The sequence below is a fragment of the Agrococcus sp. UYP33 genome, assembly GCF_054060915.1.
In genome coordinates this window covers 783852-809819 of the sequence record NZ_JBSSDR010000001.1, presented here as the reverse complement: position 1 = coordinate 809819, position 25968 = coordinate 783852, and the positions used below count along the sequence as shown (strand labels likewise).

General features: G+C 73.1%; 21 protein-coding genes. 11 read left to right on the top strand and 10 right to left on the bottom strand.

Annotated elements, in window-relative coordinates; all coding sequences use genetic code 11:
• Positions 1-5: 5 nt before the first annotated feature.
• The 6 genes from ACVWW9_RS03905 to ACVWW9_RS03880 form a co-directional block, all read right to left on the bottom strand.
• On the bottom strand, positions 6-551 hold the full coding sequence (locus ACVWW9_RS03905; RefSeq protein ID WP_456514453.1) for a nitroreductase family deazaflavin-dependent oxidoreductase: 546 nt from the start codon (positions 549-551) through the stop codon (positions 6-8).
• Complete coding sequence (locus ACVWW9_RS03900) at positions 548-748, bottom strand: hypothetical protein (RefSeq protein WP_354258193.1); 201 nt, start codon at positions 746-748, stop codon at positions 548-550. The genes ACVWW9_RS03905 and ACVWW9_RS03900 overlap by 4 nt, the downstream gene beginning before the upstream one ends.
• 66 nt (positions 749-814) lie before the next feature.
• Positions 815-1450 (bottom strand): NAD(P)-dependent oxidoreductase, encoded by a 636-nt coding sequence (locus tag ACVWW9_RS03895; protein ID WP_456514452.1) that lies wholly within the window; start codon positions 1448-1450, stop codon positions 815-817.
• Positions 1451-1589: 139 nt separating this feature from the next.
• Positions 1590-2969: a DUF6421 family protein gene (locus ACVWW9_RS03890; protein ID WP_456514451.1), complete on the bottom strand. Its 1380-nt coding sequence runs from the start codon at positions 2967-2969 to the stop codon at positions 1590-1592.
• 203 nt (positions 2970-3172) lie between these two features.
• Positions 3173-3532: a hypothetical protein gene (locus tag ACVWW9_RS03885; protein ID WP_456514450.1), complete on the bottom strand. Its 360-nt coding sequence runs from the start codon at positions 3530-3532 to the stop codon at positions 3173-3175.
• 52 nt (positions 3533-3584) lie between these two features.
• The gene (locus ACVWW9_RS03880) at positions 3585-4397 is read right to left on the bottom strand and encodes an exodeoxyribonuclease III (RefSeq protein ID WP_456514449.1); all 813 of its coding nucleotides are present in this window, start codon (positions 4395-4397) and stop codon (positions 3585-3587) included.
• A 111-nt stretch (positions 4398-4508) separates the two neighbouring features.
• Here ACVWW9_RS03880 and ACVWW9_RS03875 point away from each other — a divergent pair, with 111 nt between their 5' ends.
• The 3 genes from ACVWW9_RS03875 (at position 4509) to ACVWW9_RS03865 (ending at position 6848) form a co-directional block, all read left to right on the top strand.
• Complete coding sequence (locus tag ACVWW9_RS03875) at positions 4509-5123, top strand: hypothetical protein (protein WP_456514448.1); 615 nt, start codon at positions 4509-4511, stop codon at positions 5121-5123.
• Between the two features lie 92 nt (positions 5124-5215).
• Positions 5216-5767 (top strand): orotate phosphoribosyltransferase, encoded by a 552-nt coding sequence (gene pyrE, locus ACVWW9_RS03870; protein ID WP_456514447.1) that lies wholly within the window; start codon positions 5216-5218, stop codon positions 5765-5767.
• Between the two features lie 154 nt (positions 5768-5921).
• Positions 5922-6848: an AEC family transporter gene (locus ACVWW9_RS03865; RefSeq protein ID WP_456514446.1), complete on the top strand. Its 927-nt coding sequence runs from the start codon at positions 5922-5924 to the stop codon at positions 6846-6848.
• Here the strand turns inward: ACVWW9_RS03865 and ACVWW9_RS03860 are convergent.
• Positions 6845-7210: a hypothetical protein gene (locus tag ACVWW9_RS03860; RefSeq protein ID WP_456514445.1), complete on the bottom strand. Its 366-nt coding sequence runs from the start codon at positions 7208-7210 to the stop codon at positions 6845-6847. The two genes, ACVWW9_RS03865 and ACVWW9_RS03860, sit on opposite strands and share 4 nt — an antisense overlap.
• Before the next feature lie 60 nt (positions 7211-7270).
• Here ACVWW9_RS03860 and ACVWW9_RS03855 point away from each other — a divergent pair, with 60 nt between their 5' ends.
• Complete coding sequence (locus ACVWW9_RS03855; RefSeq protein WP_354258217.1) at positions 7271-7867, top strand: hypothetical protein; 597 nt, start codon at positions 7271-7273, stop codon at positions 7865-7867.
• 83 nt (positions 7868-7950) lie between these two features.
• Here ACVWW9_RS03855 and ACVWW9_RS03850 read toward each other — a convergent pair whose 3' ends face one another.
• On the bottom strand, positions 7951-8769 hold the full coding sequence (locus ACVWW9_RS03850; protein ID WP_456514444.1) for an HAD-IIA family hydrolase: 819 nt from the start codon (positions 8767-8769) through the stop codon (positions 7951-7953).
• A gap of 250 nt (positions 8770-9019) precedes the next feature.
• Between ACVWW9_RS03850 and ACVWW9_RS03845 the strand changes: the two genes are divergently transcribed.
• The 7 genes from ACVWW9_RS03845 (at position 9020) to ACVWW9_RS03815 (ending at position 20410) form a co-directional block, all read left to right on the top strand.
• Positions 9020-11797 (top strand): hypothetical protein, encoded by a 2778-nt coding sequence (locus tag ACVWW9_RS03845; protein WP_456514443.1) that lies wholly within the window; start codon positions 9020-9022, stop codon positions 11795-11797.
• 69 nt (positions 11798-11866) lie between these two features.
• A complete protein-coding gene (locus tag ACVWW9_RS03840; protein ID WP_456514442.1) occupies positions 11867-13321 on the top strand; it encodes a SpaH/EbpB family LPXTG-anchored major pilin in 1455 nt (484 codons plus the stop codon).
• Between the two features lie 83 nt (positions 13322-13404).
• The gene (locus ACVWW9_RS03835) at positions 13405-14346 is read left to right on the top strand and encodes a class C sortase (RefSeq protein ID WP_456514441.1); all 942 of its coding nucleotides are present in this window, start codon (positions 13405-13407) and stop codon (positions 14344-14346) included.
• Between the two features lie 19 nt (positions 14347-14365).
• Positions 14366-15016: a TrmH family RNA methyltransferase gene (locus tag ACVWW9_RS03830; protein WP_456514440.1), complete on the top strand. Its 651-nt coding sequence runs from the start codon at positions 14366-14368 to the stop codon at positions 15014-15016.
• A gap of 175 nt (positions 15017-15191) precedes the next feature.
• The gene (locus tag ACVWW9_RS03825) at positions 15192-17993 is read left to right on the top strand and encodes a hypothetical protein (protein WP_456514439.1); all 2802 of its coding nucleotides are present in this window, start codon (positions 15192-15194) and stop codon (positions 17991-17993) included.
• Between the two features lie 56 nt (positions 17994-18049).
• A complete protein-coding gene (locus ACVWW9_RS03820) occupies positions 18050-19447 on the top strand; it encodes a SpaH/EbpB family LPXTG-anchored major pilin (protein WP_456514438.1) in 1398 nt (465 codons plus the stop codon).
• 75 nt (positions 19448-19522) lie between these two features.
• Entirely contained in the window at positions 19523-20410 is an 888-nt protein-coding gene (locus tag ACVWW9_RS03815; protein ID WP_456514437.1) for a class C sortase, read from the top strand.
• Positions 20411-20462: 52 nt separating this feature from the next.
• Here the strand turns inward: ACVWW9_RS03815 and ACVWW9_RS03810 are convergent, their stop codons facing one another.
• The gene (locus tag ACVWW9_RS03810) at positions 20463-21260 is read right to left on the bottom strand and encodes a DNA-formamidopyrimidine glycosylase family protein (RefSeq protein WP_456514436.1); all 798 of its coding nucleotides are present in this window, start codon (positions 21258-21260) and stop codon (positions 20463-20465) included.
• Between the two features lie 88 nt (positions 21261-21348).
• Complete coding sequence (locus ACVWW9_RS03805; RefSeq protein WP_354258243.1) at positions 21349-25950, bottom strand: ATP-dependent helicase; 4602 nt, start codon at positions 25948-25950, stop codon at positions 21349-21351.
• Positions 25951-25968: the final 18 nt, after the last annotated feature.

Sequence of the window (25968 nt, the reverse complement as noted above, 5' to 3'; positions counted from 1 at the left end):
GGGCGTCATCCGCGTCCCGCGCCGCGCCCCCGGCCCCGGAGCCTGCCGTCGAAGGGCGACGGGACAGCGTCCGTCGTCAGCCGGAACAGCCGCACCGTGCGGCCGGAGTCGCGCTCGTACTGGCGGTAACCGGGCCACTGCCGCTCGATGCGCGCCCAGGTCGCCTCGCGCTCGGCGTCGGGCACGCGCTCGGCGCGCACGCGGAACCGCCTGCCCCGCACGACGACCTCCGCGTCGGGATGCGCGGCCAGGTTCGCCGTCCACGCCGGATGCGCCGCACGAGCGAAGCTCGTGCCCGCGACGATCGCGCCGCCGCGGCCGTCGGGCGTGTACATGAGCTCCGAGCTGCGCGGCTGCCCGGACCGAGCGCCGGTCGTGTGCAGCACGAGCGAGGGCACGAGGATGCCCGACACCACGAGTCGGCCGCCGGTCGCGCAACGCAGCACCCGCTCGGCGACCGGCAGGGCTCGTGGGCCGACGCGGCGGAACCACCGCGTGCGCGACACCGGTGCCGCGATGCGCCGCAGCGCTCGCAGCACCGGGTTCGTCACGGTGCGTCGTGGTGCTTCGCAGCGCCCGCGCGCGCCTCGCGCACGAGGTCGCGCACCTCCACCTCGCCCGGTGTCGCGCCGCCGGCGTCCAGCTGCTCGAGCACCGCGGCGACCGCGTCGTCCTCGCTGCCCTCCAGCGGCACGCGCAGGCCGCGCTTCAGGAGCTCGCCGTAATCAGGGATCCACTCGACGTCCATGCCAGCACTGTCGCAGACCCGCGGCGCTCGCGACAGGGGCGGATGCCGCGCCGCGAGCGAGCCTGCTCAGTACGCGAACGAGATGTGCTCGCGCACGTGCGCGCCGGCCTCGATCTCGTCGACGACCGCGAGCCCGAAGTCGGGACCCGAGATGACCGACTGCCCGTCGGCGTCGTAGAAGGCGTCGTCGCCGCCGGTGCGGTACTCCCCGCGCCGCGTCTGGTCGGGCACGTACCCGCCGAAGGTGCCGGCCGGGCTCACGTAGGTCCAGTCGACGTCCATCGCGCTCACGCGCTCGAAGGCGGAGAAGAGCTCGAGCGCCTCCGGCTTGTACTCGGGCGCGAACGCCGCGGTCTCGACGATGCGGTCGCCCGCCTCGTCCTTGAGCGAGCCGAAGCCGCCGACGATGATGAACCGCGTGCCGGGCGCGAGCCGGGCGGCGACGTCGGCGTAGGCATCGGCCACCTTGCCCTCCATGTCACCGCGCGGCGACAGCGCGCCCACCACGACGTCGGCGCCGTCGATCGCCTGCGCGAGCACGTCGGCGTCGAGCACCGAGCCCTGGATGACGCGAGCGCCGGCGGGCGCGTCCTGCGGCGCGGACCGCGAGACGAGCGTGAGCTCGTGGCCGCGGCTCGCGGCCTCCGCTGCGATGTGGCCGCCGGCGAACCCGGTGGCGCCCAGCACGGTGATCTTGGTCATGGTGAACCCTTCCTCGAAGCCTTCGACGCTCAGCGAGCAGTCCTCGAGGCGAACCTCCGAGCGGCGTGCGGCATTCCGCATCCGCATGCAGCGAGGAGGCTCCCTGCCGGGAACCTCCTCGCTGATGAGCGGGGGACCGCTAGGCGGTGATGCCCTTCGTCGAGGCGATGACGTCGCGCATCTTCTTCTCGAAGGCCTCGTAGAACATCGACAGCGGGAACTCGTCGTCCATCACCAGGTCGGTCAGCTGTCGCGGGGCGCCCTCGAGCGGCAGCGCGCCGGCCTTCCACGCGGATGCGGGGTGCGGCTCGACGACGGAGGAGACGAGCTCGTAGGCGGCGAGCCAGTGCGCGATCTTCGGGCGGTCGATCGACTTCCAGTACAGCAGCTCGATCGCCTCGCCGAGCTTGTTGACGACGTCGGGCACCTCGTCCCAGTCGAAGGCGAGCTGCGTGTCGGTCCAGTGCAGCACGCGGTGCTGGTGCAGCCAGGCGAAGAGCAGCTGGCCGCCGAGGCCGTCGTAGTTGCGGGTGCGGGTGCCGGTGATCGCGAAGCGGAAGATGCGGTCGAAGATCACCGCGTACTGCACGAGCTTCGCGTGCTTCGCCAGGTCGCGGTCGGCCTCCGTCGCCGCGCCCTCGCCGGTGACCGGCATCGCCGCGATGCGGCGCTCGATGGCGACCGACTCGCGGAACGCGGTGAGGTCGCAGCGCAGCTCCTCGAGCGAGTAGAGGAAGAACGGCATCCGCTGCTTGATCATGAACGGGTCGAACGGCAGGTCGCCGCGCATGTGGGTGCGGTCGTGGATGAGGTCCCACATCACGAAGGTCTGCTCGGCGAGCGACTGGTCGGCGAGCATCTCGGCGGCGTCGGCGGGCAGCTCGAGCTTCGTCACCTCGCACGCGGCCTCGACGACGCGGCGGAAGCGCGCGGCCTCGCGGTCCTGGAAGATCGCGCCCCACGTGAACGTGGGGATCTCGCGCATGGCGACGGTCTCGGGGAAGAGCACGGCCGAGTTCGTGTCGTAGCCGGCCGTGAAGTCGATGAAGCGCAGCGGCACGAAGAGCGCGTTCGAGTAGTCGCCGGCCTCGAGGTCGGCGATGAAGTCGGGCCAGATGACCTCGACGAGCACGGCCTCCACGAGCCGGTCGCTCGAGCCGTTCTGCGTCACCATCGGGAAGACCACGAGGTGCTGCAGGCCGTCGACGCGGTGCTGCTGCGGCTGGAACTCCACGAGCGCGTCGAAGAAGTCGGGCACGCCGAAGCCCTCGGCCGCCCAGCGCTCGAAGTCGACCGCTGCCTGCGCGAGGTACGCGGCGTCGTGGGGGAACTCCGGCGCGATCTCACGGATGCCCTGCACGAGGTCGGCGACGTGGCCGCGGGCTGCGTCGTGGTCGGCCGCGTCCTCGATGGCGCCGCTCTTCGACTGCATCGGCTGCAGCGCCGTCGCTGCGGCCTTGATGCGGAGCCACGCGGGGTGCTGGCGGAGGTCGGCGGCGGTGGCCTGGGTCATCGTCATGGGAGCCTCCATGGTTCGGTCGGGGATCTGGGCGGATCGCGCTGTGCGCGATGCGCGCTGCACGATCCGTGCGTGAATCCAGCGTATGGAGTCCGTCGCGCACGTTTGTTGCACCCGGCCCCGGCTTTCCTGCCACTTCCCGGCGTCGCGCGCGGTCCGGCTGTCGGCCGCAACGGACGTGCGCGGGTGCCCGGATGCGCCCGTCAGACGAGCGTCGTCGCGATGAGGAAGCCGGTCCAGCTCGCGACCGCCGCGAGCACCGGCGGCACGATCGCCCAGCGCTGACGAGTCGCGGCCGCCGCAGCGCCGATCCCGTTGCCCACGATCGTCGCGCCGAGCAGCGTGATCCAGAAGGTCAGCCGCGCGGGGCCGACGTCGGTGCCCGACGCGTCCGCAGCCTGCAGGAGCCCGCCGTCGCCGATCGGCGCGAGCAGCAGCAGCCCGAGGAGGTTCGCGAAGATGAGCACCCACGCCGCGAGCCGCAGGCGCTCGGCCGGGGTCCGCACGCGCCGCGGCTCGAGCTCCTCCCATTCGTCGGGGCCGACGCCTCCCGCGGTGCTCATGCGCGCACCGTGCGCGTCGACCGCGCGGGCAGGAGGGCCACCGGGCGGGGCATCAGAAGATCATCGGGCGGTCGTCGTCGAGCTCGGTCTCGAGGTCGAGGTCGACGACCACCGGCACGTGGTCGGAGGGCGCGTCGCCCTGGCGCTGATCGCGGTCGATCGAGGCGCGCGTGACGAGCTCGGCGAGCTCGGGGGTGCCGAGCACGAAGTCGATGCGCATCCCCTCGTTCTTGTTCCAGCGCCCCGCTTTGTAGTCCCAGTAGGTGTAGCCGGGGGCGCGGTCGCGCACGACGTCGACGAGCCCGGCCTGCAGCAGCGCGTCGAACGCGGCTCGCTCGGGCTTCGACACGTGCGTCGAGCCGTCGAACGCACCGATGTCCCAGACGTCGGTGTCGAGCGGCGCGATGTTGAAGTCGCCCATGAGGGCGAGCGGGCGCCCGCCCCAGGTGCCGAGGTGGTCGGCGAGCACGCGCAGCCACTCGAGCTTGTAGCCGTAGTGCGCGTGCGCCAGGTCGCGGCCGTTCGGCACGTAGAGGCTCCACAGCCGCACGCCCTCGACCGTCGCCGCCATCGCGCGCGCCTCGACGACCGGGTCGCCGGTGTTCGCGTAGCCCGGCTGCCCCTGGAAGTCGCGCTCGACCTCCGTCATCGGCAGCCGCGACGCGATCGCCACGCCGTTCCACTGGCTGAAGCCGTGCGCCTGCACCTCATACCCGGCGGCCTCGAACGCCGCGTAGGGGAACTGCTCCGTCTTGCACTTGATCTCCTGCATGGCCAGCACGTCGACGTCGCTGCGCTCGAGCCAGTCGACGATGCGAGCGGTGCGGGCGCGCACGGAGTTCACGTTCCAGGTGGCGATGCGCATGCATCGAGCCTACGGGCGGGACCCCTCCGCGGGTGCTCCGACGCGCATCCGCCGGGCCTCGCGTGCGCACGGCGCCGGGGCTCGGCGCGTGCGACGGTGCACTATGGATGGATGGGCACCGCTCGCGAACGCTACCTCCAGGCTCTCGACCTGTTCTCGGCCGAGGCGCGAGCCGGCGCCGACCGGCTCGGCCTGCCCTCGGCCTGCACGGACTGGTCGATCGCCGACGTGATCCGCCACGTCACGGGCGTGCAGGCGGAGTACGGCGCCGGCGCGCTCCTGGGCCGCGCCGAGGGTGAGGGCGACCTCACCGCCGACCACAGCACTGTCATGGCGCACGGCTCCGACTTCGAGGCCGTCGAGGCGTGGGAGGTGCTCGCCGCGCGGCTGCGCTCGGCCGCGCACGACGCCGACGAGGATGCGTTCCACGCCCTGCCGCTCGCGACGCTCGACATGGCGCTCCACGCGTGGGACATCCGCTGGGGCTCGGCCCGCGTCGGGCTCGCCGGCAACCTCGACTTCCCCGCCGAGCTGCTCGAGTGGATGGAGGAGTACCGCGAGCGGGCGAACGAGGCGTCGATCCGGAAGCCCACCATCTTCGGCGCGGCGATGGAGCCGCCGGCCGACGCCTCGCCGTCAGAGCGCTTCGCCGCCTGGACCGGCCGCGAGACGCGCACCGGCCGCGAGCCGCGCGGCGACAGCCTGCCCGGCCCCAGCGACGGCTGACCGCCCCTGTCTTCTCAACGTCGCGGGTGGTCGGACGAGCCGCTGAGCGGCACGAGCGACCACAGGCGACGTTGAGAAGTAGCCTTGGGGGCGTGACCGCGCGCGACCAGCTCATCCAGCTCATCCGGGACGAAGCCGTCTTCCACGGCGACTTCGTGCTCACCAGCGGCAAGCGCGCCAGCTACTACATCGACCTGCGCAAGCTCTCGCTCGACCACCGCGCCGCGCCGCTCATCGGCGACGTGCTGCTCGACCTCATCGCCGACATCCCCGACGTCTCGGCCGTCGGCGGGCTGACGATGGGCGCCGACCCGCTCGCGAACGCGGTGCTGCACCGCGGCCTCGCCCGCGGCCTCGAGGTCGACGCGTTCGTCGTGCGCAAGGAGCCCAAGGACCACGGGCGCGGCCGCCAGATCGAGGGGCCGGAGCTCGAGGGCAAGCGCGTCGTCGTGGTCGAGGACACCTCCACGACCGGCGGCAGCCCGCTCAAGGCGATCGAGGCGCTCCGCAAGGTGGGCGCGGAGGTCGTCGCCGTCGCCGTCATCGTCGACCGCGCCACGGGCGCGCAGGCCGTGATCGAAGCCGCGGGCGTCGACTACCGCGCGGCGATCCGCCTCGACGACCTGGGCCTCGAGGCCCAGTAGCGCTTCGCCGGTACCGAGGAGCCGCGCCTCCGCTGCCGGCCGAGCCGGACGGCTGCGCCGGCGGCTGCCCGGGTCGGGACCACGCATGGCACGCCCGGCACCGTGGTGATGTCAGACTTGTCCTCACCAGCGGACGAGCGAGCGCGGAGGTGACATGGGCGGCGTGCTCATCGGCTTCGCCGTCATCGGGTTCGTCATCTTCGTCGGCTGGCTCCTCGCGCGGCTGAACCTCGTCAACCAGGAGGGCCGGCTGGTCCTCAACAAGACGTCGTTCTTCGCCGCGAGCCCCGCGCTGCTCTTCATCGTGCTGAGCGAGGCCGACGTGGGCCTGCTCTTCTCGAGCGTGCTCGCCGTCGCGCTCATCGGCTTCATCGCCGTCGCCGTCATCTACATCGTGGTCGCCCGGATCTGGTTCACGCGCGACCCCAGCCGCATCGCGCTCGGCGCCACCGCATCCGGCTACAGCAACGTCAACAACATCGGCCTGCCGGTCGCGATCTACGTGATCGGCGATCCCGGCTTCATCGGGCCGATGCTGCTGCTGCAGCTGCTCGTGCTCGCGCCGCTGCTGCTCACGACCCTCGACGTGCTCACCGCCGGCCGCGCATCCTTCATGGGCATCATCACGCAGCCGCTGCGCAACCCGATGCTCATCGCCGCGGCGCTCGGCGCGCTCGTGTCGGCGCTCGGCATCCAGCTGCCCGACCCGGTGCTCGCGCCGCTCGAGATCCTCGGCGGTGCCGCCGTGCCGCTCATGCTGCTCGCCTTCGGCATCTCGCTCGGCGGGGAGCGACCGCTGCAGCCCGGCTCTGGCCGCAAGGAGGTGGCGCTCGCGGTGGTGCTGAAGTCGCTCGCGATGCCGGTGATCGCCTACCTGCTCGCGCGGTTCGCGTTCGGGCTCGACGAGCAGCTCGTCTACGCGTGCACCGTGATGGCGGCGCTGCCGTCGGCGCAGAACATGTACCAGTACGCGCTCCGCTACGACCGCGCGACCGCGGTCACCCGCGACATCGTGCTGCTGACGACGATCGCCTCGCTGCCCGTGATGCTCGTCGTCGCCTGGCTGCTGAAGCCCGCCTAGCCAGGCCACTCCGTCAGCGGCGGCGCGGGCCGCAGGCGCCCTTCATCCGGCACCGGCAGCTCCCAGAAGCGCGCGTCGCCGCCGATCGCGCCGAGGTCGTCGCGCTTCACGCGCACCCGCTCGGGCGTGACCTCCGTGACGCGCACGCGCTCCTCGGCGCCGTCGACCGTGAGCAGGAACGCGTCCATGAGCCACGCCAGGGTGTGCTCGTCGAGCAGCGCCTCGGCGTCGGACCAGTCGCCCGGCTCGTCGAGCGGGCGGCCGAGCAGATCCATCGGCTGGAAGCCGTCGTCCGCCTCGCGCAGGTAGCCGACCACCTCGCCGTCGGCCCGGCGGTGGGGGATCCAGGATGCGGGGATCATGCCCACGACCCTAGGGCGGCCGGGCTCGGCCGACCAGCAGGCGGGCGTAGCGTTTGCAGCGTGCGCTGGTCCGACCGCCTCTTCCGGAGGCCGCCCCTCATCGTCGCCGGGCAGCCGGCCACGGGATGGCTCGGGCTGCTGACGTCGTGGGCGACGGCCGGCTACGGGGCCGCGTCGGCCTCGAGCGCGACCGGGATGCTGCTGTCGGCCGATGAGGCATGCGGCTCGCTGTCGACCGCGGTCTGCCAGGTCGCGGGCTGGGGCGGCCTGCTCATGGGCGTGGTGCTGCTCGCGGTCGCCGCCGTGCTCGGCCTCGTGGTCGCGCGCGGCTTCGGCCCGCCCATCACGTGGTGGGTGCTGCCGCTCATGCTCGGCGCCCTCGCCTTCGCGCCGTTCCGGGCGGCCGCGGGCGCGTCGGTGCCGTGGCTCTGGCTGCTGCTCGCGGTCGCGTCGGCGATGCTCGCGCTCGCCGTCGCGGGGGCCGCGGTCCGGCGAGGCAAGGCCGCGCTCTACGGCTGGATCCGCATCGACGGGCTCGACGCGCGCGAGGCGGCTCACCGCCCGATCGACCGGGTGCTCGCCCCCGCTGCACTCGCCGCGGCCGTGATCGCGGGCCTCTTCGGCGCCCACGTCATCCGCCTGCTCTCCGAGTCCTGATCTCTCAACGGAGCAGCTGGCAGCGCGAGGGCACTATCGCCTCGCGCTGCCAGTCGCTCCGTTGAGAATCCCGATCGAGGGGGCTAGACGTCGGTGTGGGGCTCGTCGAGCTCGGACTCGGCGGGGACCGGGTCGACGAGCTCGTAGACGCCCTGCAGCGTCTCGTCGGGCCGGAAGGGGTAGGTCGCGACGAGCGACGGGTCGGAGATGCCGGTCATGACGAGCACCGTGTGCAGACCCGCCTCCATGCCGGCGATGATGTCGGTGTCCATGCGGTCGCCGATCATGCCGGTGACCTCGGAGTGCGCGCCGATCTTGTTGAGCGCCGAGCGGAACATCATCGGGTTCGGCTTGCCGACGATGTAGGGCACGCGGCCCGTCGCCTTCGTGATGAGGGCGTTGATGGCCCCGGTCGCCGGCAGGATGCCGTTGGCGCTCGGGCCCGTCGCGTCGGGGTTCGTCGAGATGAAGCGCGCACCGGCCGCGATGAGCCGGATCGCCTTCGTGATGGCCTCGAACGAGTACGAGCGGGTCTCGCCGATGACGACGAAGTCGGGGTCGGACTCCGTCATGGTGAAGCCGATCTCGTGCAGGGCGGTGATGAGGCCCGCCTCGCCGATCACGAACGCCGAGCCGCCGGGCATCTGGTCATGGAGGAAGTCGGCGGTCGCGAGCGCGCTCGTCCAGATGCGCTCCTCGGGCACGGTGAGGCCGGATGCGCGCAGGCGCGCCGCGAGGTCGCGGGGCGTGAAGATCGAGTTGTTCGTGAGCACGAGGAACTCGGTGCCGGCGTCCTGCCACTGCCGCAGCAGCTCCTTGGCGCCGGGGAGGGGCCGCTCCTCATGGACGAGCACGCCGTCCATGTCGGTCAGCCAGCATTCGATGTCAGCACGGGTGCGCATGGGCTCAGGCTACGCGCCCCGCACGCCGCCTTCTGTGACGGCCTCGTGAACACCTGACTTCCTTCGAATTCGAACCAACCTTGCCGAACGCTGAGGTTGCCGAGTCATGAACTGAGGATTCCTTTAGCGCCACGGGCAAGTTTGCTGAGACTGGCTCAATACCGTTCTGGAAGAACCACCGCCCGGTGCGCGAATCCCTGCCCACCACTCCTGCGCGGTCCTCTCCCCCCTCTCGAAGGCAGTCATCCCCATGCGCATCCGCACGTCCACGCCACGACGCTCCACGCGAGCCGTCGTCGCTGCGGTCGTGCTGTCGGTCATGGGCGGGCTGCTGCTGCCGTTCGCATCGGTGGTGGCCGCACAGGCCATCCCGGGCCCCGAGACGATCAGCTCGACCTCGGTGGCATGGCGCGTGACGGATGCGTCCGGCGCGCTCGTGAGCGGCGCGACGTTCGAGCTGCAGGGACCGCGCACCAGCACCGTCTGGGGCAACATGGAGTGGAACGTCAGCTGGAACACGGCCATCACCGTCACCGATTGCAGCGCTGCTCCGTGCGCGGGACCGGACGTCGACCCCGACGCCGGCGAGTTCCAGGTCGCGAGCATCGGCTCGCACCGCGTCGAGACGGGCTCGCGCTACCGCCTGCGCCAGACGGCGAGCCCAGCCGGCTACGAGTCGCCGTCGACCGCCTGGTCCGAGATGGGCAGCAACGCGCAGTGGCAGTCGCGCGTCTACAGCTTCTCGGCCTTCCAGGTCGCGGCGCTGCCGGAGGTCTCGTGCGCGTCGAGCCGCCTCTACGCGACGGCCGCCAACGGCACCGTGAGCGCGATCGTCGTCAACGGCAGCACGGCGAGCCTGTCGACCTTCGGCCAGTGGCCCGGCGTCGACGACGTGAACGCACTCGGCGCGAGCGCCGACGGCACGCTCTACGCGCTCCAGCGCGCCAGCACGACCTCCGTCCAGAGCGTGCTGCGCTACAGCAGCACCACCGGTTGGCAGTCGATCCCCGCGAGCTACAACGCCGGCAGCTCGCTCATCGCCGGCGCGGTGAGCCCCCTGAACGGTCGCTTCTACTTCGGCGGCGGCTTCCTCGAGGGCAGCGTCTACAACTTCCGCCTGCACCAGTTCGACCCGGCGACGGGCGCGGTCTCGCGAGTCGGCATCATCACGACCAGCCTCACCGCCGAGCAGAACGCCGACATCGCGTTCGACGCGGCCGGCAACCTCGTGGTCTTCCACAGCCCGCTGAACGGCAGCACGACGGTGTCGCGCTTCGACGTCGCGGCATCCGCGGTCAGCGCCGGGACCGGCACGACCCGGCTCGCGTCGGTGCGCACGACCGTCGCGTCGGTCGCCGCCAACGTCAACGGCGTCGCCTTCGACTCCGACGGATCTGTCTACTTCGGCACCGAGACGCAGCTGCGTCGGGTGGATGCGGCGGGCGGCACGCCGACGACGATCGGCCAGCTGCCGAGCAGCGTCGACCTCGCGAGCTGCGCGGCGCCGGTGACGATCACGGTGCAGAAGGCCGTCCCCGCCCGCGTCGCCCCGACGGACCAGTTCGCGCTCTCCATCCGCCAGGGCACGAGCGGCACGGTGCTCGGCACCGCCACCACGACCGGTACCGCCACCGGTGTCCAGGCCGCCCGCATCACCGACATCACCGTCCCCACCTCCGAGACCGTCACGATCTCCGAGTCGATGGCCTCCGGCACCGCGGCCAACTACGACGCGAGCTGGGCCTGCGTGAGCGGGACGCAGGTCATCGCCTCCGGGACCGGCACGTCGGGCACCTTCACCACGCCAGCCACCGGCGGGGCGAGCGTCGTGTGCACGTTCACGAACGCCCCGCTCGTCACGAGCATCACGGTGCGCAAGGACATGCAGGACGCCAACGGCGCGAACACCGCGCCGCGCGAGCGCTGGACGGTCGGCGCGGCGGTCGCCTCCGGCGCGACGCAGATCGGCACCGTCACGACGTCGACGCAGCAGACCGCCGCGAACGGCACCGCGAGCTGGACGATCCGCCACACCAACGCGAGCACCGCCGCCAGGATCGCCATCAGCGAGCAGCAGCAGGCCGGCTTCGACTTCGTGCAGGCGTACTGCGACGTCACCCCGCTCGGCGGCACCCCGGCGCGCACGGCGATCACGAGCGCGGCCGGCAGCACCCTCACGATCGCGCCGGGATCGACCGTGAGCTGCGTCTTCACGAACAAGGTCCGGCCGACGACGCTGACGCTCGTCAAGCAGGTGACCTTCGGCGCCGCCCAGACCAGCCTCTTCACGCTCACCGCGACCGCCCCCTCCGGCGCGCTCGCCGGTCCGACCGGGGTGAGCGGCGCCGCCACCACGACGAGCGCTCGCATCACGCCGGCCGTGGCCTACCGCCTCTCGGAGTCGGGCGGTCCCGCGACCTACGCGCAGGTCGGCAGCTGGACGTGCGTGAACCAGACGGGCGCCACGGTCGCCGTGAGCGCCGCGGGCGACGTCACGGCGGCGCAGGGCGACGACGTCACGTGCACGGTCCGCAACGCCACGGCGAACCTCGTCGTCCTCGAGCGCATCGAGGGCACGGCCTCGCTGACGGCGAGCCAGTTCTCCCTCACCTCGACGCCGACGGCCCTCGCGGGCCTCGAGGCGACGACGGTGACGGGCTCCGAGTCGGTCGCGAGCGGGAGCACCATCCAGGTGCGCCCCGGTCACGGCTACGCGCTCACCTCGACCTCGACGGCGGCCTCCATCGGCCTCCGGTTCGAGCGCTACACCGGCACGGTGGGCGCGAACGGCTCGGTCGACCACACCAACGCCGCCCTCTGGGTGGCGGCCGATCCCGCGACCGTCTCGGTCGCAGCGGGACAGACCGGGATCTACCGGTTCGTCGCCACCGCGCCCAACCCGTTCGTGCTGCCCACCACGGGCGGCGTCGGCACGGCCCAGATCCAGCTGCTCGGCGGAGGCTTCGCGGCCCTCGCCCTCCTGACCGGCCTCGGGCTCCTGCTCCATCGCAGGCGCCACGCGGCCTGACCCCTCACCCACAGACCCGGCGCCACGCCGAACCCGATCACCGCGATCGGCACCATCAAGGAGAATCACATGAACACCACCACTCGCAGGAAGGGCAGCCGCCTCGTCGCTGGCCTCGTCGCCGCGGGCATCGGCGTGGCCGCAGCGCTCGGCGTGGCCAGCCCGGCCATGGCCGCCCCGGACTCGTCGAACATCAATCCCGCGGCGACCGGCTCGGTCGTCGTGCACAAGTTCCAGCAGCCGACGACGCAGGGCGCTCGCTCGACCGGCTCGGCGCTGCCGAGCGCGCAGACCTCGACGCTGACCCCCGTCTCGGGCGTCACCTTCTCGGTGCGCCGCGTCACCCACGCCACGGCCCTCGACCTCACGAAGTCGTCGACGTGGCAGACGCTGTCGACCCTCACGCCGGCGCAGGTCACCGCCGCAGGCAGCGGCTACTCGCTCGGCACCGCGGCCACGCAGGTCACCGCGGCCGACGGCACGGCCACCTTCGGCTCGCTCCCCGTCGGCGTCTACCTCGTCGAGGAGACCGCGGTCGGCGCCCAGCCCGTCGCGCTCCGCGCCCAGCCGTTCCTCGTCTCGATCCCGCTGCCCGAGAACGGGGCCTGGGTCTACGACGTGCACGTCTACCCCAAGAACGCGCTCACGGGCATCACGCTCGCGCAGGACACCACCGCCGCGCGCGCGCTCGGTGACACCGTCAAGTACACGGTCACCACGAACGTCCCGAACAAGCAGACCGGCAACCCGATCACGTCGTACGTCATCACGGACACGCTCGACGTGACGCAGGTCACCTACGCGAGCTCGGTCGTCCGCCTCGGCGCCACGGTGCTCAACGCCCCGGGCACCGCGACGCCCGACTACACGCTCACGACCGACGCCGCCACCGGCCTCGTCACGGTCACGCTCACGCCGGCCGGCCTCGCGAAGGTCAACGCCGCTCCGAACGGCTCGCAGGTCATCCTCGAGGTCAACGCGACCGTCACCGCCCTCGGCGACGGCAGCATCGAGAACAACGCGACCGTGAACATCAACAGCACGACGACGGTCCAGGCGACCCAGGTCGTCTCGAGCTGGGGCGCCGCCCGCATCATCAAGTACCCGTCGACCAACGAGAACCTCCGCCTCCAGGGCGCGGTCTTCGAGGTCCGCCTCCCCGGCTCGGCGACGGCCATCCCGGTCGGCACCGGCACGCCCCGCCAGACGCAGTTCACGACCGGCGAGAACGGCGAGGTCGTCATCCCGGGCCTCATCGCGGGCAGCTACGAGCTCGTCGAGATCACGGCGCCGACCGGCTACCAGGTCAACTCGACCCCGATCGCCTTCACCGTCACGGCAGGCACCACCGCCAACGCCGTGCAGGTCAAGGTCGCCAACACGCAGGTCCCCGCCTTCGCGCTCCCCATCACGGGTGGCGACGGCCAGATGGCCTTCATGATCGGCGGCGGTTCGCTCCTCGTCGTCGCAGCTGGCGCCTTCCTGATCGTCGCCGGCCGCCGCCGCGCCGAGCAGCAGGCCTGATCCACCACGAGGGGAGGTCGCGGCAGCAGCCGCGACCTCCCCTCACCTCTCCGCCTCATCCGTCCCCGGCCCCAGGAGCATCCATGCGCCCCATCCGCCCCACCCGCCGCGCCGTGCGCGGCGCGGTCGCGGTCGCGGTGCTGACGATCCTGGGGGCGGGGACGATGCTCTACCCCGCGGGGGCCTCCTGGTTCTCGCAGCTCGAGCAGTCGCACCTCACGCAGGAGTACTCGGTCGAGCGCGGCAGCGAAGGCGCGGCGGTCGAGCGCGAGGCGCTCGTGCACGCCCGCGCCTACAACGACACCCTTCCCGGCGGCGCGATCGGCGATCCCCAGGACCCCAGCTCGGCCGACGGCACGGGGGAGATCGCCGAGCAGTACCGCTCGCTGCTCGCGAACGACGCGAACGGCGTCATGGCGCGCATCCGCATCCCCTCGATCGGCGTCGACCTCCCCGTCTACCACGGCACCATGGAGGAGACGTTGCGGGCCGGCATCGGCCACCTCTTCGGCTCATCGCTCCCGGTCGGCGGCGTCGGCACCCACTCGGTGCTCACGGGGCACCGGGGACTGCCGGAGTCGATGCTCTTCACCGACCTCGACAAGGTCGCCGTCGACGACCTCGTCCAGATCGACGTCGAGGGCGAGACGCTGACGTACCGGATCATCAGCTCCGAGGTCTTCGATCCCGCCGACACCGACCCGCTGCTGCCGGTGGTGGGCAGGGACCTCGTCACCCTCGTGACCTGCACGCCGCTCGGCATCAACAGCCAGCGCATCTTCGTCACCGCGGAGCGCGTGGACAACCCGCCCGCGGACGACCCGGCACTCGTCATGCCGGAGATCCCTGGCAAGCCGTGGTGGACCGTCGCCCTCGCTGGGGCCTTCGCGCTCGGCGCGATCGTCGTGACCGGCACGTCCCGCCCTCGAGTGCCGCTGCAGCCGGTGCGGGGTCGCCACGGCGTGGGGCGCGAGGGGCAGCACGCCGAGCCGGCGAGCATGGCTCCAGCCTCGATCATCGTCTGACGCGCCCTAGCCTGGAGGGGTGGGGGAGCGCGAGCCGGACGGATCCGAGCGGGACGTCGAGCCGCAGCTCGAGGTGGGCGTCGGCCCCTGGCAGGGCGAGCGGCCGCACGACGACCGCTTCGACCCCGAGCTGCTCGCGCTGGGCGACCGGCGCAACGTCGTGGACCGGTACCGCTACTGGCGCATGGAGGCGATCGTCGCCGACCTCGACACCCGCCGCCACCCGTTCCACGTCGCGATCGAGAACTGGCAGCACGACCTCAACATCGGCTCGATCGTGCGCACCGCCAACGCGTTCACCGCATCCGCAGTGCACATCGTGGGCAAGCGCCGCTGGAACCGCCGTGGTGCGATGGTGACCGACCGCTACCAGCGCATCGAGCACCACGAGTCCGTGGAGGCGCTCGTCGCCTGGGCCAGGGGAGCGGCGCTGCCGATCGTCGCGGTCGACAACACCCCGGGCTCTGTGCCGGTCGATGCGGCGCCGCTGCCGGAGCGCTGCATCCTGCTGTTCGGGCAGGAGGGACCAGGGCTCACGGATGCCGCGATCGCCGCCGCGGACGCCCACGTCGCGATCCGGCAGTTCGGCTCCACGCGGTCGATCAACGCGGCCGCTGCGGCCGCGATCGTGATGCACGAGTGGGTGCGGGAGTGGGCCTCGGCGGGCTGATCCGTCGGCGTGATCGCCGCTCCACAACATGAGTTCTTCTCACGCGTATTTGCACGAGCGCGACTCTTGCGGTACACGCAAGTTGACCGTAGCCTGATCACGCCCGATCGAGGCGCAGCTCACCGTCAGAGCCCTCGACGACTTCTCCCCCCAGTCACCTCGAGGATGCTGCCGCATGCGCCCTGCCCTGCCCCGCCGCCGAGCGCGCGCGCGCATCGTCGCGGTCGCGACGGTGCTGCTCTGCGGCGTCGCTGGGCTGCTGGGGCCAGTCGTCCCCGCGCCCTCGGCCTCCGCCGTCACGGGGCCCGAGCCGACCGTCGCCGCGCCGTACCTCCACTGGCGAGCGACCGACTCGGCGACAAGTGCCCTCGTCGGCGGCGCGACGTTCGAGCTGCAAGGACCGCGCTCGGCGACCGGCATGACGTGGAACACCGCCATCACGGTCGCCGACTGCTCCGCCGCGCCGTGCACGGGCGCCGACCTCGACCCCGACGCGGGCGAGCTGCAGGTCACGAACATCGGCACCCACCGCATCACGGCCACCGACCGCTACCGCCTGCGGCAGACCGCATCGCCCTCGGGCTACCTCGCGCCCACGACGGCGGCGTCGACCTTCGTCGAGATGCCGGCCGGCGCGACATGGACGGCGGGCGCCTACAGCTTCGGCACCTACGCGCTTACCGCGCGCGCCCCGCTCGCCTGCACGACGGGCGCCTTCTACTCCGTCAGCTCGGCCGGACTCGTCCGGCGCGTGAACAACGTCGGCGGCACGGGCACGATCACCGACTTCGGCACGTTCCCCGGCACGCTCGCCAACGTCAACGCGCTGGGCATCGGCTCCAGCGGCACGACGATGTACGCGATCGAGCGATCCACCTCCGCGGCCGACGTGCTCTCGGTGCTGCGCTACACGGTGGCGAGCGGGTGGGAGACGGTCGCGGGCTCCGCCTACACGACCGGCAACTCCTCGTCGCTCGTCGCCGGCGCGGTGAGCCGCACGAACGGCCGCTACTACTTCGGTGGCCCGCACCAGGCGGCCGGCAGCTCGACCTTCAGCTTCCGCCTCCACCAGTTCGATCCCGCGACCGGTCAGCGGTCGCTGGTCGGGACGATCGCGACGAGCTCGACCATCGCCGCCAACGGCGACATGCTGTTCGACTCGGCCGGCAACCTCATCCTCATCCTGAGCGGCACGAGCGGCGTCACGACGCACACCGTCGCGGCGGCGACCCTGGCGGCGGCGACCGGCGGCACGCTCGCCTCGACCGCGACGACCGTCGCGAGCAGCGTCGGCGCCGACATCAACGGCTTCGCCTACGAATCCGACGGCTCCGTCTACGCCGGCAACGCCACGACCGTGCGGCGCTACGACCCGACCACGTGGACCCAGATCGGGACCACGCCCATCACGACCGCCCTGACGAGCAGCACCGACCTCGCCAGCTGCGCAGCACCCGTCTCGATCACGGTCGTCAAGAGCGTCGCCGGTCGCGTCGCGGCCACCGACCAGTTCACGCTCGCGGTGCGCAACGCGTCGAGCACGGTGCTGGGCACCGCGACGACGACCGGCACGAGCATCGGCCAGCAGGCCGCTCGCGTCACCGGCGTGAACGTGCCCACCGCCGCCGCGCTGACGATCGCCGAGACCGCAGCATCCGGCAGCCTCACCAACTACCAGTCGACGTGGGCCTGCACGAGCAACGGCGCCGCCTACACCTCGGGCACCGGCGCGTCGATCGCCCTCACGACGCCGGCCGTGCCGGGCGCGAGCGTGGTGTGCACGTTCACCAACGCGCCGCTCGTCACGAGCGTCGTCGTGCGCAAGGTCGTGCAGGACGCCGACGGTGCGAATCCGCAGCCCGGCGTGGGCTGGACGGTGCGCGCCGCCACCACCGCGCAGACCGGCACCGTCACCGCGACGCCGACCGCGACCACGCAGCAGACGCTCGCTGACGGGGCGGCGCGCTGGAGCCTGCGCCACAGCGCCACGTCCGCGCTCGCGACGATCGCCGTCGGCGAGACGCAGCAGGCCGGATTCGACTTCGTGAGCGGGCAGTGCACCGTCACGACCCCGGCAGGGGCGGTCTCCACCGTCGCGCTGCTGAGCGCGAGCGGCGCGAGCGTGACCGGCGTGCAGCCCGGATCGAGCGTCGACTGCACGATCGTGAACCGCGTGCGCGTCACGACGCTCACGCTCGTGAAGGCCGTGTCGTTCGGCGACGCGGCGCCCAGCTCGTGGCCGCTCGCCGCGGCCGGGCCCACCGGGTCGCTCGCCGGCCCGTCCGGCACCTCCGGCGCCGCGTCGGCGAGCGCCCGCATCACGCCGGGCGTGGCATACCGCCTGAGCGAGTCGGGCGGACCCGCGACCTACGTGCAGGTCGGCGGCTGGGCGTGCGTGAACCAGACGGGGGCGACCGTCACCGTCTCGGCGGCCGGTGACGTCACCGCGACCCAGGGCGACGCGGTCACCTGCACGGTGACGAACGCGACGGCCCGGCTCGTGCTGCTCGAGCACGTCGAGGGCGCCGCGACCGTCGTGCCCTCCCAGTTCTCCCTGACCGCGACGCCCGCCGCGCGCCCGGGGCTGTCGGCATCGACCGTCGTCGGCTCCGACACGGCCACGACCGCCGCGACCGTGCAGGTCCGGCCGGGCCACAACTACGCCCTCGCGTCGACCTCGGAGGCGCCGCACCTGCAGCTGCGCTTCGAGCGCTACGTCGGCACCGTCGGCGAGGGCGGGGTCGTCGACCACGCGAACGCGAGCCTGTGGCGCGCCGCCGACCCGTCCGCCGTGACGGTCGCGGCCGGGCAGACCGCGATCTATCGCTTCGTCGCCGCCGAGCCGTTGGCGTTCGCGCTGCCGTTCACCGGCGGCGTCGGCCTCGACCAGGTCCAGCTCGTCGGAGCCGGCGTCTTCGCCGTCGGCCTGCTCGCAGGACTCGCCGCCCTGCTGCTGCGCAGGCGACGCACCTCATGACCGCTACCTCTCATCCACTCGACATCGACCGCCCGGTCGTCACCCAAGGAGAAACCATGCACACCACCACCCGTCCGAGGGGCGCACGCCTCGTCGCGGGCTTCGCGGCTGCAGCCGTCGGCGCCTTCGCGGCGATGGGCGTCATCGCGCCGGCGTCCGCCGCCCCCAACATCGACCCCGACCAGACGGGCTCGATCACCGTCCACATGTTCGAGCAGCCGGCCACCACCGGCACGCCGAGCGACGGCCGCCCGCTCCCCAGCACGAGCGGTCTGACGCCGCTCGCCGGCGTGACGTTCAACGCGCAGCGCGTCACGTCGATCGACCTCTCCTCCAACACCGGCTGGACGACCGCGAGCGGCCTGACCGCGAGCGAGGTCATCGGCGACTCGATCGCATACCCGCTCGCCGCGGGCACGCCCGACACCACCGACAGCGCCGGCGTCGCGACGTTCACGGGCCTCGAGATCGGCGTCTACCTCGTGCAGCCGACCGCGGTCGGCGGCAACGAGGTCGCGCTGCCGACGCAGCCGTTCCTCGTCTCGGTGCCGACGCCCATCGAGGGCGATGAGTGGCTCTACGACGTGCACGTCTACCCCAAGGCGTCGCTGACCGACATCACCATGTCGCTCGACGACGAGGACGCCTACGAGCTCGGCGATGACATCACCTGGACGATCGACGTCCTCGTGCCCCGCCAGAGCGAGGGCGACACCATCTCGTCGTTCATCGTCACCGACCAGCTCGACGCGACCCGCCTCGACCTGCAGTCGACGACCCTCAGGCTCGGCACCACGACGCTCGTGCTCGGCACGCACTACTCGCTCACCGAGGTCGACGGGCTCGTCACGATCACGTTCCTGCCCGCCGGCCTGACGCTGCTCAACGCGAGCGGCGGCCAGACGCTCGAGATCGCGCTCGTCACGACGGTCACCGCCCTCGGCGACGGCACGATCGAGAACTCGGCGAACCTGTACGTCAACGACACGGCCTTCGCCGCGCCGTTCCCGTCCGACACCGAGATCAGCTACTGGGGTGCGGCCGTGATCGTCAAGCACGCGCTCGGCGACGAGGCGGCGCTGCTCGACGGCGCGGTCTTCGAGCTGCGCAACAGCGCGGGCACCGTGCTCGAGACGATCACCGTCGACGGCAGCTACACGATCCCGGGCCTCCGGACGACGCCTGCTCGCGAGGTCTACACGCTGACCGAGATCGAGGCACCGACGGGCTACGTGCTCGACGCCACGCCGCGGTCGTTCGCCGTCATCGCCGGTCCGGTCGCATCCGCGGTCGAGCTGCAGATCGCCAACGCGCAGGCTCCGGCCTTCGAGCTGCCCGTCACGGGTGGCGCGGGCCAGACCGCGTTCCTGATCGGCGGCGGCGCGCTGCTCGCGGTGGCGCTCGGTGCGCTGCTCGTGCAGGTCGGTCGACGCCGCACGGCCAAGCAGGACTGACCCGGTGCTGGGAGGCCGCGGCGACGCGGCCTCCCAGCGCTCATGCACGACGACCGGAGGGGATCGGTGCCGCGGATGCGACGGACTCGACGCGCGACGCGCGGCGCGCTCGGCGTCGTCGCGCTGCTCGTCTCCGGCGCGTGCATCATGCTCTACCCGGCGACGGCCGCGTGGTTCGCCGAGCTGCGGCAGTCGCAGCTGCTCGGCGACTACGCGACCGTCGTCGAGCACACCGACGGCGCCGCCCAGCGTGCTGCGCTGGCGTCCGCGCAGGCCTACAACGAGACGCTGACGGGCGGCGCGATCGTCGAGCCCGACCTGGAGCGGGCCTCCGACACCACCGGTGAGGCGGCGGCGGACTACCGCGCCCAGCTCGCCGGCGACGAGCACGAGGTCATGGCCCGCGTGCGCGTGCCGGCGATCGGCGTCGACCTGCCGATCTACCACGGCACCTCCGAGGAGGTGCTGCGCCGGGGCGTCGGCCACCTGTTCGGCACGGCGCTGCCGGTCGGCGGTGCCGACACGCACGCAGTCATCACCGGCCACCGAGGGCTGCCCGAGTCGACGCTCTTCACGAACCTCGATCAGGTGGGCGTCGGCGACCTCGTGCAGATCGACGTCGCGGGCGAGCTGCTGACCTATCGGGTGTCGGCCACGCGCGTCGTCGAGCCGAGCGACACCCACTCGCTGTTCCCCGTGCCGGGGCAGGATCTGCTCACGCTCATCACCTGCACGCCGCTCGGCATCAACAGCCACCGCATCCTCGTGACCGCAGAGCGCATCCCGAACCCGTCGGCGGACGACCCGTTGCTCGAGATGCCGCCGATCCCCGGACTGCCGTGGTGGAGCGTCGGCCTCGCGGCCGCGCTCGGCGCGGCAGCGGCGATCGTCACGACGTCGTCGCGCCCCCGCGACGAGGTCGCCCGCGAGCGCCGCCAGCTCGTGCACGCCGAACTTCCCTGAACAGCCGGTTCTCCCGCCAGAATCCCCGAGTTCCGGGAAGCTCGGCGATGGATCAGGCGGCGGACGGCTCCGGCTGGCACCGCGGGCACCACTGCACCTGGCGCAGCATGCCGTCCTCGAGGCCCAGCTGCGCATCGCGGATGCGCGTGCCGCAGCGCAGGCACGGCTGGCCGCCGCGGCCGTAGACCCACGTCCGCTTGCCGCGCCGCGCATCGCCGGTGAAGGTCCGCTCGGTGCGATCGCGGTTCGCGACCATCAGCCGCCGCGCGAGCGCGACGAGCGGCTCGACGTCCACCTGCGCGATCGGCGTGACCGGATGCACGCCCCGCAGGAAGCACAGCTCGCCGCGGAAGACGTTGCCGAGCCCGGCGACCGCGTGCTGGTCGAGCAAGGCGACGCCGACCGGCGCATCCGTGGCGCGCAGCCGCCGCGCCGCCTCGGCCGCCATCGCGTCGTCCCAGGCGGGATCCAGCAGATCGGGGCCGAGGTAGTCGAGCGTCGCGAGATCGCCCGCGCGCGGCAGCAGCTCGAGCACCGGCAGGCTCGACCCGACGATGTCGTGCTCGGCGGTCGACAGCACGACGCGGATGGTGTGGCTCGCGACCGGCGCGCGGCCGCCCGGCGCGAGCACGTGCCAGAGGCCGTCCATGCCGGCGTGCGAGTGGATCGTCCAGTGCTCGCCCCGCATGAGCAGGTGCTTGCCGACGCTCCGGACCTCCTCGATGCGCTCGCCCGAGAGGTCCGCGGTCGCGAGCGACGGCACCCGGAAGTCGCTGCGCTCGAGCGTCCGCCCCGCCATCGCGGCACCGAGGTTGACCGCGGCGCGATAGATCGTGTCGCCCTCAGGCATCAGCGCCCCCTCTTCTCAACGTCGCCAGTGGTCGCGCGTCGGCCAGAGCGCCTCGTGCGACCACCGGCGACGTTGAGCATCACGCGGGTCACGGGCCGATCCGGTAGCCGCGGGGGGTGCGGCGCAGGTTCGCGCGCTCGAGCATCGGCGCGAGGTCGGCGTCGAGCGACGAGCGGCCGTCGACCTGCTCGAGCACCCGGCGGCGACCGCCGAGCCGCGCGACGGCATCGGCGAGGCTCTCGAGCGCCCGCACGAGCACGTCCTCGTCGTCGACGAACGTGAGCAGCGACTTGCCGCCCCGCTCGAGGTGCAGCACCGGGCGGCCGCCGACGATCGTCGTCAAGGCACCGACGCGGCGGGTCGGCCGGTGGTCGCCGCGAGGCTCGGGCCAGGGGAGCGCTGCCCCGAACGGATTCGCCGGGTCGACGGCCGAGACCGTCGCGATCGCGTCGGTCGGACCGCTCGACTGGCGGGCGCGGAGCGCGTCGACGACCGGCGCATCCGCGAACTGGGCGGCGCCGAGGCCGTCGACGAAGTAGCCGCGGCGGGTGTGGCCGGCCTCCTCGAACGCCTTCAGCACCTGGTAGACGCCGTGGAAGCCGCCCGGCACGTCTTCGGCGACGACGCTGCCGCGGGTGACGACGCCGTAGCGCGCGAGCAGCGCGTCGGCGGTCTGCGCCGCGAGCTCCGTCGGCGCCCCTGCCGGGCTCGACGCGAGCAGCCAGCGGCCCGCGAGCAGCGGCATCGCGTCGCTCCGGGATGGGCGCGCGAGGCCGATGCGGCGGCGGCTCGCGGGCGAGGCGCGCCGGCTCGGGGCGGGCGCCGCGCGGGCGCGGGCACCGAGCAGGTGGGCGCGCAGCGGCGCGATCGTGTCGTTCGTGACCCGGCCGGCCCAGACGAGCGGCCACAGCACCTCCGCGAGCCGAGCGGGGTCGAGCGCGACCATGTCGCCGAGCTGGCGGGCGAAGAGCGCACCGCCCTCGGCGAGCGCCGCCAGGATCGCGGCGGCCTCCGGGTCGTCGTGGCCCACGTCGCGGCGCTGCGCCACCCCGTCTGCCGCACGCAGCACGACGCGGCCGTCCTTGCCCGTCAGCGCGCCCGCGCCGGCCCAGGTGATGAGGCCGCTCGCGGTCAGCTCGTCGAGCATCGAGGGCCGGTAGCCCTTCACGCGCGAGGGCAGGATGAGCGTCTCGAGCGCGCTCAGCGGCAGCGGCAGGCCGTCGAGGCCGTCGAGCGCCTCGAGCAGCCCGTCGCTGCCGGTGAGCGGCCGCGTCACGTGCTGGTGGGCGAGCAGGTGGTCGGCGAAGACGGCGTGGTCGACGGGCTCGACGTCGCTGCGCAGCGCCTGCAGGCTGCGGCGCTTGAGCTTCGACAGCACCTGCGCGTCGATCCACTCCTCGCCGCTGCCGCCCGGTCGGTAGGCGCCGGGCAGCACGCGGCCCTGCGCCTCGAGCGCGCGCAGCGCCGAGCGCGCGACGGCGGGTGCGAGGCCGAGCCGGGCGCCGACATCCTCGACGGTGAACGGTCCGTGCGTGCGCGCGTGGCGGGCGACGACGTCGCCGATCGGATCGAGCACCGTCTCGAGCAGCGCCGACGGCACGCCAGGCGGCGGCGGCACGCCGAGCGCGTCGCGGAGCCGCGCGACGTCCTCGATCGCCGCCACGCGCTCCTCGTCGCCGATCCGCACGCGCACCGCGCGCCGCGCATCCACGAGCTCGGCGGCGAGGGCGGCGGCGCCGGCCTCGTCGAGCGCCGCGTCGCCGGCTCCCTCGAGTCGCGCCGCGAGCTCGCCGACGGTGAGCGGTCCGAGCAGCCGCAGCAGGTCGGCCGCGCCCTCGACGCCGCGCGCCCGCCGATCGGGCGCGAGCCGCTGCAGCTCGAGCTCGATGCGCTCCACGACCAGCGGGTCGAGCAGCTCGCGCAGCGCCGTCGTGCCGAGCACCTCGGCGAGCAGCGTCGGGTCGAGGGTAAGCGCAGCCGCGCGGCGCTCGGCGAGCGGGGCGTCGCCCTCGTAGAGGAACGCGCCGACGTAGCCGAAGAGCAGGTGGTGCGCGAACGGCGACGGGCTGGGTGTCTCGACCTCGACGACGCGGATGTCGCCGTGCTGCAGCCGCTCCGCGATCGAGCGCAGCGCCGGCAGGTCGTAGGCGTCCTGCAGCACCTCGCGCAGCGCCTCGAGCACGATCGGGAAGTCCGGGTAGCGCTTGGCGACGTCGAGCAGCTGCGCGGCGCGCTGCCGCTGCTGCCAGAGCGGGGCGCGGCGCGCGGGGTCGCGCTTCGGCAGCAGCAGCGCACGGGCCGCGCACTCGCGGAACCGGCTGGCGAACAGCGCGGTGCCGCCGGCCTCCGTCTCGACGATGCGCTCGAGCTCGTCCGGCTCGAAGCGCAGCAGGTCGAAGCCGGGCGGCTCCGCATCGGAGTCGGGGATGCGGATGACGATGCCGTCGTCGGACGCCATCGCCGCTGCACCAAGGTCGCGGTCCTCGCGCAGCCGCCGGTCGATCGCGAGCGCCCAGGGCGCGTGCACGCGGCGGCCGTAGGGGGAGTGGACGATGAGCCGCCAGTCGCCGAGCTCGTCACGCGAGCGCTCGACGACGATCTGCCGATCGGTCGGCACCGCTCCGGTCGCGGCCAGCTGGTCGCGCACATACGCCTCGAGGTTGCGGCGGGCGCGCTCGTCGGAGTGCGTCAGCTCGAAGCCGGTGCCGGCCGCGAGGGCGGCGGTCGCGCGGCCGATCGAGGCGCCGAGATCGGCGGGCCTGCCCTCGTTGTCGCCGTGCCAGAAGGGCAGCTTGCCGACCTCGCCGAAGGCCGGCACGACGAGCACGCGGTCGTGCGTGATGTCGACCACGCGCCAGCTCGTCGCGCCGAGCGCGAAGACGTCGCCGGTCCGCGTCTCGTAGACCATCTCCTCGTCGAGCTCGCCGACGCGCGCGCCGGGCTTCCCCTCCTGGCCCGAGAGGAACACGCCGAACAGGCCGCGGTCGGGGATCGTGCCGCCGCTCGAGACGGCGATGCGCTGCGCGCTCGGGCGACCCGTGATCGTGCCTGCCTCGCGGTCCCACACGACGCGCGGCCGCAGCTCGGCGAACTCGTCGCTCGGGTAGACGCCCGCGACGAGGTCGAGGGTCGCGTCGAAGGCGCCGCGCGAGAGCTGCGCGAAGGGCGCCGCCCGCCGCACGGTCTGGAACCAGTCGTCGACCACGAGCTCGTCCATCGCCGCGGCGGCGACGGTCTGCTGCGCGAGCACGTCGAGCGGATGCCGCGGCATGCGGATCGGCTCGAGCTCGCCGCGCGCCATCCGGTCGGCGACGACCGTGGCGTGCAGGAGGTCGGCGCGGTGCTTGGGGATGATGACGCCGCGCGAGGCGTCGCCGACGTTGTGCCCGGCGCGGCCGACGCGCTGGAGGCCGCTCGCGGTGCTCGGCGGGGCCTCGACCTGCACGACGAGGTCGACCTCGCCCATGTCGATGCCGAGCTCGAGGCTCGAGGTCGCGACCACGCAGCGGAGCCGGCCGGACTTCAGCTGATCCTCGATCTCGCTGCGCTGCTCCTTCGACACCGAGCCGTGGTGGGCGCGCGCGAGCGGCGGCGCCTCGGCGTCGGGGCCGGCCGCGTCGCGCGCTGCGGCGCGCTCAGCGAGCCGCAGCCGGATGTGCTCGCTCACGTCGCGCAGGATGACGCCGCTGCCCGCTCGGCCTGCCGCCGCATCCGCCGGCGGCGCCGCCTCTGCCTCGTCGAGCCGCTCGGCGTCGAGCTCGTTGAGTCGCGCGGTGAGCCGCTCGGCCGCGCGCCGGGCGTTCACGAAGACGATCGTGGAGCGGTGCCGGTCGACGAGCTCGAGCACCTCGCGCTCGATGTGCGGCCAGATCGACGGCTGGTCGGGCTTCGTCGCGCCGAATGCGCTGCCCGTCGGCGCCGCCTCCTCGCGCTGCGGGCCGCGCAGGTCGGTCATGTCGTCGACCGGGACGGTGATCGTCAGCTCGATGCGCTTCTCGCTCGGCGGCGCCACGACCGTGACGGGCGCCGGGCCGCCGAGGAACGCGGCGACCTCCTCCGCCGGCTTCACGGTCGCGGAGAGGCCGATGCGCTGCGCGGGTCGCTGCAGCTGCGCGTCGAGCCGCTCGAGGCTCAGCGCCAGGTGCGAGCCGCGCTTCGTCGGCACGACGGCGTGCACCTCGTCGACGATGACGGTCTCGACGGTGCGGAGCGTCTCGCGCGCCCGGCTCGTGAGCAGCAGGAAGAGCGACTCGGGCGTCGTGATGAGGATGTCGGGCGGATGCTTCGCCTGCGCCCGGCGCTCCTCCTGCGGCGTGTCGCCGGTGCGGAGGCCGATGCGGATCTGCGGCGGCTCGGCGCCGTCCGCGCGCCCGCGCGCCGCGATGCCGGCGAGCGGTGCGCGCAGGTTGCGGTCGACGTCGACGGCGAGCGCCTTGAGCGGCGACACGTAGAGCACCCGAACGCCCGGCTCGCGCTCCTCGTGGGGTGTGGCATCCTCGCGCTGCAGCCGGTCGAGCGCCCAGAGGAACGCCGCGAGGGTCTTGCCCGACCCGGTCGGGGCGACGACGAGGGTGTGTTCGCCGCGAGCGATCGCCGCCCACGCCTGCGACTGCGCGGCCGTCGGGGCGGAGAACGCGCCGGAGAACCACGCGCGGGTCGCGGGGGAGAACTGCTCGAGCGCATCGCTCACCCGCTCAGTACAGCACAG

Coding starts and splice junctions, on each gene's coding strand:
- ACVWW9_RS03885 (WP_456514450.1), bottom strand. CDS start 3,532: ATGAGCACCGCGGGAGGCGTCGGCCCCGACGAATGGGAGGAGCTCGAG.
- ACVWW9_RS03840 (WP_456514442.1), top strand. CDS start 11,867: ATGAACACCACCACTCGCAGGAAGGGCAGCCGCCTCGTCGCTGGCCTC.
- ACVWW9_RS03850 (WP_456514444.1), bottom strand. CDS start 8,769: ATGCGCACCCGTGCTGACATCGAATGCTGGCTGACCGACATGGACGGC.
- ACVWW9_RS03875 (WP_456514448.1), top strand. CDS start 4,509: ATGGGCACCGCTCGCGAACGCTACCTCCAGGCTCTCGACCTGTTCTCG.
- ACVWW9_RS03835 (WP_456514441.1), top strand. CDS start 13,405: ATGCGCCCCATCCGCCCCACCCGCCGCGCCGTGCGCGGCGCGGTCGCG.
- ACVWW9_RS03895 (WP_456514452.1), bottom strand. CDS start 1,450: ATGACCAAGATCACCGTGCTGGGCGCCACCGGGTTCGCCGGCGGCCAC.
- ACVWW9_RS03860 (WP_456514445.1), bottom strand. CDS start 7,210: ATGATCCCCGCATCCTGGATCCCCCACCGCCGGGCCGACGGCGAGGTG.
- ACVWW9_RS03880 (WP_456514449.1), bottom strand. CDS start 4,397: ATGCGCATCGCCACCTGGAACGTGAACTCCGTGCGCGCCCGCACCGCT.
- ACVWW9_RS03900 (WP_354258193.1), bottom strand. CDS start 748: ATGGACGTCGAGTGGATCCCTGATTACGGCGAGCTCCTGAAGCGCGGC.
- ACVWW9_RS03890 (WP_456514451.1), bottom strand. CDS start 2,969: ATGACGATGACCCAGGCCACCGCCGCCGACCTCCGCCAGCACCCCGCG.
- ACVWW9_RS03810 (WP_456514436.1), bottom strand. CDS start 21,260: ATGCCTGAGGGCGACACGATCTATCGCGCCGCGGTCAACCTCGGTGCC.
- ACVWW9_RS03820 (WP_456514438.1), top strand. CDS start 18,050: ATGCACACCACCACCCGTCCGAGGGGCGCACGCCTCGTCGCGGGCTTC.
- ACVWW9_RS03815 (WP_456514437.1), top strand. CDS start 19,523: ATGCGACGGACTCGACGCGCGACGCGCGGCGCGCTCGGCGTCGTCGCG.
- ACVWW9_RS03825 (WP_456514439.1), top strand. CDS start 15,192: ATGCGCCCTGCCCTGCCCCGCCGCCGAGCGCGCGCGCGCATCGTCGCG.
- ACVWW9_RS03845 (WP_456514443.1), top strand. CDS start 9,020: ATGCGCATCCGCACGTCCACGCCACGACGCTCCACGCGAGCCGTCGTC.
- ACVWW9_RS03865 (WP_456514446.1), top strand. CDS start 5,922: ATGGGCGGCGTGCTCATCGGCTTCGCCGTCATCGGGTTCGTCATCTTC.